6 protein-coding genes and 1 pseudogene are annotated in these 4,379 nt (G+C 39.9%); 1 reads left to right on the top strand and 6 read right to left on the bottom strand.

The window, feature by feature from the left end; all coding sequences use genetic code 11:
- Positions 1-67: 67 nt before the first annotated feature.
- From F6K57_RS37845 to F6K57_RS37830, 4 genes are all read right to left on the bottom strand, one after another.
- A complete protein-coding gene (locus F6K57_RS37845; protein ID WP_293073572.1) occupies positions 68-463 on the bottom strand; it encodes a hypothetical protein in 396 nt (131 codons plus the stop codon).
- 8 nt (positions 464-471) lie between these two features.
- The gene (locus tag F6K57_RS37840; protein ID WP_293073570.1) at positions 472-1,236 is read right to left on the bottom strand and encodes a ribonuclease Z; all 765 of its coding nucleotides are present in this window, start codon (positions 1,234-1,236) and stop codon (positions 472-474) included.
- Complete coding sequence (locus F6K57_RS37835) at positions 1,220-2,131, bottom strand: hypothetical protein (RefSeq protein WP_293073568.1); 912 nt, start codon at positions 2,129-2,131, stop codon at positions 1,220-1,222. Before F6K57_RS37835 ends, F6K57_RS37840 begins: the two co-directional genes overlap by 17 nt.
- A 140-nt stretch (positions 2,132-2,271) precedes the next feature.
- A complete protein-coding gene (locus F6K57_RS37830; RefSeq protein ID WP_293073566.1) occupies positions 2,272-2,394 on the bottom strand; it encodes a hypothetical protein in 123 nt (40 codons plus the stop codon).
- Between the two features lie 26 nt (positions 2,395-2,420).
- Between F6K57_RS37830 and F6K57_RS37825 the strand changes: the two genes are divergently transcribed.
- A complete protein-coding gene (locus F6K57_RS37825) occupies positions 2,421-2,633 on the top strand; it encodes a hypothetical protein (protein ID WP_293073564.1) in 213 nt (70 codons plus the stop codon).
- A gap of 27 nt (positions 2,634-2,660) precedes the next feature.
- Here F6K57_RS37825 and F6K57_RS37820 read toward each other — a convergent pair whose 3' ends face one another.
- Together F6K57_RS37820 and F6K57_RS37815 are read right to left on the bottom strand one after the other, a co-directional pair.
- On the bottom strand, positions 2,661-3,437 hold the full coding sequence (locus F6K57_RS37820) for a hypothetical protein (RefSeq protein WP_070396970.1): 777 nt from the start codon (positions 3,435-3,437) through the stop codon (positions 2,661-2,663).
- Between the two features lie 644 nt (positions 3,438-4,081).
- Positions 4,082-4,379, bottom strand: a pseudogene (locus tag F6K57_RS37815) (PHP domain-containing protein); the annotation flags it as partial.

Genomic DNA, 4,379 nt, shown 5'->3' with positions numbered 1-4,379 from the left:
CAAAAACTCTTCCCCTAGCGGATTAGCACCTCAAGTAGCGTGCGCGTAGCGGATTAGCTGATAGCACCTATAATTCAATATTAGCAGTGACGGTGTTACAGTAATCAATACAAATATCAAGTCGTTCGTAATTAAACTGTTTAGGAAGGATGATTGATTCTGAGTAACCTTTGATTATCGGACTATCTAGGCGTTTTGCAGAACTTTTAGCCGTTGACATGATATCCCGCTTTAAATGTACATAAAAAGCACAATCTCCATAGTTTTTATCCAAAGAACCGAGAAACCACGACAACCTATTATCTACTTCAATATGATTTTGAGAATATTGAAGGCGCTTATCTCCTATCAAAGATATTCTAGATTCGTGAGATACTGTATAGTTTTGAATATGCTGACACGCTTGAGCAAATGTTGTAGAGCCACATCTTCCGGTACATAAAACAAAAACATTTGAAAACATAAGTTATCTCAACTCCGGATAACAAGACCATCGTAAGCCATAACGATATTGTGATGAAAATCTTTTATCGATGCAAACAGCAACTCTTTGGTTTTAGGATCTGGATACTGTCGAGCGCCAAAATGAGTTATGATCACCTTCTCAGCATGAGTAGCAGTTAGCACTGCCTTAAGTTGTTCTATGTCAAGATGAAATCCATTTGTTTTCTTTCCTCCAACCGGGCAAGATTCAAGAATGAGAATATCACAATCCTTAGTTATACTCAAGAGAGAATCACATAAAATGGTATCAACACAATAACAAATAGATTTGTTCTCTAATTGCAATTGAGCGCCTATCACTGGAGTATTATGTTTTAAGGCTTGAGTCTTTATGGTAAAATTATCGAAATTCAAGCTTGTATCTTTAGCCACTCGAATATCAACAGGAAATTTTAGTTGCTCTCTCGGCTTCACAAACGGAAAAGAAAACAAAGTCTCCAAGTAACTCTTTAGACTTTCATGGATAACAATCGTCAAAGAAGCGGGCTGGAACATCGGTAAAATATGTAGCCCATAACAGTGGTCTAAATGTAGGTGTGAAAGCATAACAGTAACATTTTTATCACGAACGCTTTCTCTGTCTATTTTTCTAACCCCAGTGCCTAAGTCGAACAAAACAATATCTCTATCATTTACGAATACCCCTACAGAATTAGTAGCACCTGATGTGCTGTCAAACCAACCGGAAGTTCCATAAAATACGATTTCAAATGCTTTAGTCTCCTCTTTCATCAAAGTATCTCCTTATTTTTACAGCATATTCGTTGTTTTTATCGTACCATTGCCATGCTCCCCATTGATTAATTTTTAGATAATCAGCGATCGCAAAACTATTGTCCTGAATTAATTTGTGGCGATCAGAATAGCGACGATTTTTATAATCTCCCTGAACAATATGATAAATCGTATTTTCTAGGTAAGACACTCGTCCCTCAATGGTATCAAAAACTTTATCTCCCCAAGAATGATATAGATTAGAAAACGTATGATTTAAAAAAAGCGCTTTAACAAAAACCGAATGATATCCCATAGCAGAGGCCAATAAAACCTTGTCGCCACCTCCCAAAATCATAAAGTCGGGGAAGCCTATTTCTCTAATCGTGGTCGCCTTTGCCGCCCATCCAAAGCCCGGATTACATCCAAGACTTAAGCTGATGCCACTTTTACTGAAATAATCCTTAACTGTAATATCGCGATTGAAAGTCGTGACCACGGATTTGCGGCTAAGTCCAGTTAGAGAAAAATGGCCATTCTCAAGCTTTACATCTTCGACTCGATTGAAGATCTGAACCAGTCGGTAGCTTTCCAGTTTTTCTTTTAATTGCTCTTGCCAACCCTTGTTAGTAAAAAGAAGATCTGCATCAGCCCAAACAACATATTGATGCTCTTTAGTCAAATGGGATAACGCTACGTTATAGAATCTTTCTTTTTGCCAAAGTACAGAAGCAGAGGTAATCTTGATTATTTTAAGATTCTGCGAGGAAAAAATACTGTCAGTATCTAAGCCATAACAAACCAGGATTATATCAACGTCTTCCCTTAAGTAAGCTAGTGCTTTGACAAGAGCCATATACCTGGATTTATTTTTTGAAAAATTAAAATAAGCTAGAATAACGACCGTATCCATAACTGCAGTGACCCTTTTCATTGGTACTACTATACAATGGAAAAGCTATACCCATAAAAAATATATAGGAATCCTAAATCATTTGACAACTGATTTAGGATTCCTAATATAGCCACTAATTGCATTATAGTGGTTTTTAATTAGGTGAGGTACATGTTTTTAGGGAGTAGGGAGCAGGGAGCAGGGAGCAGGGAGCAGGGAGCAGGGAGCAGTGAAGTCAGAAGAGGTAAGAGGTAAGATGGTAAAAATCTTTTGTACCTCATTAAACTAAAAAAAGCTATATTGTTCGATGACCAAATGGCTTATTGATGCGGTCTCTCATGCTTTTGGGGCTGTGTGGGGAAGCAAGTTGGGCACGCAGCCCCGTGAAAACCACGCCAGTGAGCTCTTGGGGGTTACCCCCAAAACCTCACTGCATCGCTCTTCCCTGATCCGAAGTTCCCTATTCCCTATTCCCGACTCCCTACTCCCTACTCCCTACTCCCTACTCCCTAAAACCTAGGACGAAAGTACCTCACCAAATGCTATATTATCGGTAGTAAAATTCAAAATCTTTTAATGCTGCTACCCTGGCTCGATTAAAATTATAGTGATAGCCCAGTTTGCGTTTCAGGGAATCCCAAAACGTTTTCTGTGTTTTCTCATGAGAAGCATCCAGATGTTTCTTGACTTCATTAATCCTGTCCCAGCTAGAACTTCTGCTAATAGTCAATCCAGCCTTAGCAGCCGCCAGTCCTAAGATAATACCTTCGCCACCATGAATACCTTTTAACTCAAAATAGCGCCCGATCATACCCCATTGTTTAATAAATTCTTTTTCTTTGCCACCATCTCTAGAAACAAAAACTAAAGATTCTCCTATATAAATTGCCTTGTCTAATGGGATATCTAACTTAGAGGCTATCTGTTTAAGGGGCTTTAATCTTTCCGGATTATACTTTTCTACATGCTTGACAAGATTTGCTTGATGTCCTGCTGTAATTCCGGGCAATACTTCAATGGTTTCAGGTAAGCTACCTACAATCCTGGTGTCAGCATCAATTTGTATGGCTACACTAAACCTTGACAAAGCCTTCTCAACCTCAAAACGTTTGTCATGATAACAATGAAGAATTCCTGTTTGCTGGTGTTTAAACGCTGAAACGTTCTTACAGTTATTAAAATCGTTGACATCATCTGTGGCAACTATTAATAATTTTCCTGGAGCATACTTTTCTAAATCTCCTGCTAGTTTTTTGGCAAGAGAGCGATACTTACTACGGAGAGCTAAAGTACAGAAGCAAAAATCTTTTTCTGGCTTAATCATAGTCTTCTCCAAAAATCGTTTTTTTGTTCCTATCTCTGGGTGCGCCTTCCCTTGGCGACAGAACATCGCCCCTTATCGCACCACTTTCTCAATCCAGAGTCTGAGCTGAAACTTATCCAGCTGATTTTCCGACTGCCAATCACCATGTAATGGCTTCAATAGTCGTGGCTGAAGCTATAGTCTCAAGCTCTAGCTACCTGAGCTATCTCAGGAGAGCTTACTTATATAATTCCCAGAAATATAAAGCTAGTCACAGTATTGATAGCAAAAGTCCCATCAATCTGGACTATCAGTCGATTAATAGAGGTTGACAAATTAAATATTGTATGTATCGAACAGATGCGGGGAAAGTTTTTATGCAAGATTGCTGCCGCTTTTGTGTTCCCGTAGCGTGACCTTTCGGGCAAAGCCCGACACGGCGCGATTGACCGTTCGCGCAGCGGCTCTTTTGGAGCATCCCATTTCCCCCACGGCCTAAGATAGCCCAGCCTTGAAAACAACCCAGCCGTAACTAGTCCACCTCTGACATGAGAATTAGATCACAGATGACAGTTGTGAATGTATCGCTAGATGTATACCAGTTTACGGCTGAAGTCGTTTAGTGATATTGACCACAACCACAGAAGTCAAAATAGATTTCCGTTTCAAATACGCTTGAGCAAGCTTAACCCATGAGTATCAGTGCCACAGGTATTAAATAGATTGTAGGTAGCACTCAACTGCAACACAAGCTTAGTTTGTTTTGGACTAGGTTTCCAGGGTTCAGGATTGGTGTAGGCATAGTAAGTTTCAACACCATCAATCCCTAAGTTGGCTATAGCAGTAATTAACTCATCTGCTGACTTACGGTAACGGGCTGGATGAGCCAACACTGCTAAACCACCAGCCTGATGGATAGCATCAATCACTGCACCAGCCTCAGCATCATTACCGGTCGGTGCG

The sequence above is a fragment of the Moorena sp. SIO4A5 genome (genome assembly GCF_010672005.1).
Taxonomy (GTDB): domain Bacteria; phylum Cyanobacteriota; class Cyanobacteriia; order Cyanobacteriales; family Coleofasciculaceae; genus Moorena.
The sequence above is the reverse complement of the archived record's forward strand: the minus strand, read 5'-3'. Positions and strand labels throughout refer to the sequence as shown.